The organism is Thermogutta sp., from assembly GCF_014359955.1.
Lineage (GTDB): Bacteria > Planctomycetota > Planctomycetia > Pirellulales > Thermoguttaceae > Thermogutta.
In genome coordinates, this window is the sequence record NZ_JACIYL010000489.1 from 1 (window position 1) to 3,361 (window position 3,361).

At 58.2% G+C, this 3,361-nt stretch carries 2 protein-coding genes; both read right to left on the reverse strand.

Going from position 1 to position 3,361, the window contains the following annotated elements:
* Positions 1-1,541: sulfatase (locus H5U08_RS13395; RefSeq protein WP_297033983.1), on the reverse strand; the 1,541-nt coding region annotated here is incomplete at its 3' end.
* 103 nt (positions 1,542-1,644) lie between these two features.
* Positions 1,645-3,231 (reverse strand): tetratricopeptide repeat protein, encoded by a 1,587-nt coding sequence (locus H5U08_RS13400; protein WP_297033987.1) that lies wholly within the window; start codon positions 3,229-3,231, stop codon positions 1,645-1,647.
* Positions 3,232-3,361: the final 130 nt, after the last annotated feature.

Here is a 3,361-nt window from a genome sequence, read left to right on the forward strand (position 1 = left end):
AGTTTTTCCCCGCTCATGAAGCGTTCATAGAAATGACGCGTTTGGGGATCAGCATAGGGGTACTGCTGGAATACGGAGCCCTGTCCGAACATACGGGGATCACCCTCCTCGCGGAGACGTTTTTCCATTTTCTCCGCCAGCCGGCGGGCGACCTCCGGAAAATCGGCGATCCGGTTCCTCGCACAGTCGGGGTCTTCCTTGATGTTATAGAGTTCCTCGGTGGGTCTTTTTCCAAAACAGGCCTGCCACCAGGAAACGTTCCGGCCTTCCCGCCGAGCATGGAGGATCTCCGTCTTGGTTGGACTACCGTCGCAGTTGAGATAGCCGGTTTCGGGATTACCCGCGGGCCAACGATCAGGCTCAAAATTGCGCAGGTACAGCCAGTCGCCTTCCAGGATACCGCGAATCGGGTAGCCCCAATCATGAGGACGTCCCACGTCGTGACGTTCCTTTCCCACCAGTACAAACGTCCTTTGAGGATCCACCTGACCGGACCGTTCAGTGGTGAGGATGTTGAGGACACTCTTCCCGCTGATAGGAGCCATTCCCGACTGCGATGGGTCGATGCCCGCCAGTTCCAAAAATGTCGGGGCGAAATCAGCGAAACTGATGATGTCGTCAACAACCCGGCCGGGACGAGCGATGCCCTTTTTCCACATGATGGCCAGTGGCATGTGGTTGGAAAGCTCGTAGCATTGGCCTTTGACTCGGGGAAAGGGCATACCGTTGTCGGAGGTGACAATGACGACGGTGTTATCCAGCTGGCCATTTTCTTCGAGAATCTGCAGCATCCTTTGAAGATGTTTGTCGAAGTATTCGACCTCATAGGCATAGTCGAGCAGGTCGGTGCGAACCGTGTCATTATCTGGCCAGTAGGAGGGAATCCAGTCCACGTCGGTCAGTCGTTTGTTGGTCAAGCGCAGGCCGCTCCCGAATTCGTAGGCCCGGTGCGGTTCTGTGGATCCATACCAGAAGAACCAGGGGCGGTCTTTAGGACAGGCGGAAAGGAAATCGGCGAAATTCGCGGCGTAGTCGTTGCGTGAGATGGCGGAAGTGGGCGGCTTGGTCACACGGCGATCAAAGGATCGACCAGTCAGCGGTCGGGGCTGTCCGTTGGCATCCCTTGCCCGACCGGGGCCCCATCCTTTGCCTGTTTTGCCGACAAAATACCCGTGTTCTTCAAGAACTTCGGTGACCACCTTGAATTCCAGGGGAAACTCGCACACGTGATTGCACGCTTCTTTAAGCTGCCAGGAATTTCGCCCTGTCAAAATGATGGACCGGCTGGGAGCACACTTGGCGTTCGGGGTGTAAGCTCGGGTGAAGAGGATCCCGTCTTTTGCGACGCGGTCAAAGCCGGGCGTATTCACCCAGCGACAGCCATAGATACTCGCATGAGGATAGGACCAGTCATCGGCGAGGCAGAAAAGGATGTTCGGTCGCTGATCCGGCGTCTCTCCGGCAGCCGCACCCTGGAAGACCAATCCACCAGCAATCGCTAGCCATCCGACAATACCGTATGAATACATGCGAATGGTCATGAGTGATCCTCCCCAATAACCCGAAGTCTGATTGTGATTGGCGGTCCAGCCAGGCAAGGCCGGAGAACGGCGCTTGCATGATAGCGTGCCGATAAACCGCGGACTACCCCGTGTTCCCTTCTTTCACTGGAGCGGGCTTTTTGCCGGCTTTTTGCAGGAGACGCTGCTGGACGGTCGCAAAAAATGGTTGGTTGGGGTCGAGCTTGATGGCCTGCTCGATGGCCTCAAGGGCCTCGTCAATTCGGCCCACGGCCTCCAGGGCTTCCGCCAGAAGTTGATAGTTGACGGCAATGGGCTGGAGCTTGATGACCTTTTCCGCCAGCGGGACGGCTTCCTCGGTTTTGCGCCGGGCATCTATGTAGAGTCTGGCCAGCATGGCCAGTGGGAGGGGGTTTTCCGGAAAATGACGCACTGCCTCCTGAAGGATTGCTTCCGTTTTTTCGAAGTCGCGGCGTCCACCGTAGCAGCTTGCCAGACCCACGTAAATCTGGAGGTTGTCCGGTTCCACACGAAGCCACTCTTCCAGCGCTTTTTCCATCTGCGAGTAACGCTTCTGCTCCTGGTAAAAGGCGACCAGCGCTCGGTGAGCCTCACGGCAGTTGGGATCAAGGGCGATGGCCCGACGCAGATAAATCTCCGTGCGAATGAAGTCGCGGTAAACGTAGTACATTTTGGCCGCTTTGGTTTCCAGCAGAGCGACGTCCGCCAGCAGTTTTTTGATCTCGGGGGGGAGCCTGGTGCCCGCGGTTGACTCTGTGGCGGGCTCTTTCGGTGGGGTCGCGGTTTCGAGCTGTTGGAGATACTTTTCCGCCCGGTCGGGATCGCCCTGGGCAGCGGCCAGGTCGGCGCGGAGCCGGGCCAATTCAGTGTCAGCGAGCTGGGCGGGGATGGCGTCCAGGAGCTTTTCCGCCTCGGCGTATCGCCCCAATCGTAAAAGGATCTTTATCCGAAGTTTCTGAACTTTGAGCGACACATTTTGAGTGAGGGACGCATACTCCTCGAGGACGGCCACCGCCTCTTCGTCTTTTCCCTGGGCGCTTAACGCCTCGGCCAGGTGAAGATATCCGAATTCCTGATTCGGTGCCAACTCCACAACTGACCGTGCCAGGCGGACGATCTCCTCGTAATCCTGGCGTTTGGTCGCCAGTTGGATAAGGGCCTCGTATGCATCGAGAAAGCGGTTGTCCATGGCGAGGACTTTCCGCCAGGTTTGTTCCGCCTCATTGTCCTGGTTTGTCAGCATTTGCCAGGTGGCCAGGATGGCCAGTGCCAGCGGGCTTTGCGGATAGCGCTGGACCGCCGAAGTGGCCACCATTTTTGCTTCCTCAAGAAGGGCTTCCCGACTTTTCGCCACGGAGGCGGGGAACTCATCCTCGGTGGGTGGAGCGATTCTGCCGGGCGATGCGGAGGGCGACGCCCCGTCGGCCAGCATGCTTTCGCGCGGAGACAGGACTCCCCCACCGAGTGGCATCGGGGCAGGAGATTCTGGTTGTTGCGCCAGATTCTGGACCTGGGCTGTCTTTCCAGGCGCAACGGGCGGTTGGGAAAGCGGTTCTTCGCTGGCTTCACGCCGGTGCGAGGTGGAACCCACCGACAGCCACCCGGGCAAAATCCCGAGCACAAAAAGAAAAAACAGAAAGACCACGGGATATCGCATCGTGGAGGAGGAATCGGAACGCGCGGCTGTCATGGTACGTCCAGGCCTCAACGGGGTCAGCGCGACGTTGGCCGTCGCTTTGATTGCCAGGGTAAGCCACGCCCCTGCAGGGCCCGTAGTCCTCCCTCGATTTTAATCGAAAGTGCGGACCGGGACAGCTATT

Coding starts and splice junctions, on each gene's coding strand:
- H5U08_RS13400 (WP_297033987.1), bottom strand. CDS start 3,231: ATGACAGCCGCGCGTTCCGATTCCTCCTCCACGATGCGATATCCCGTG.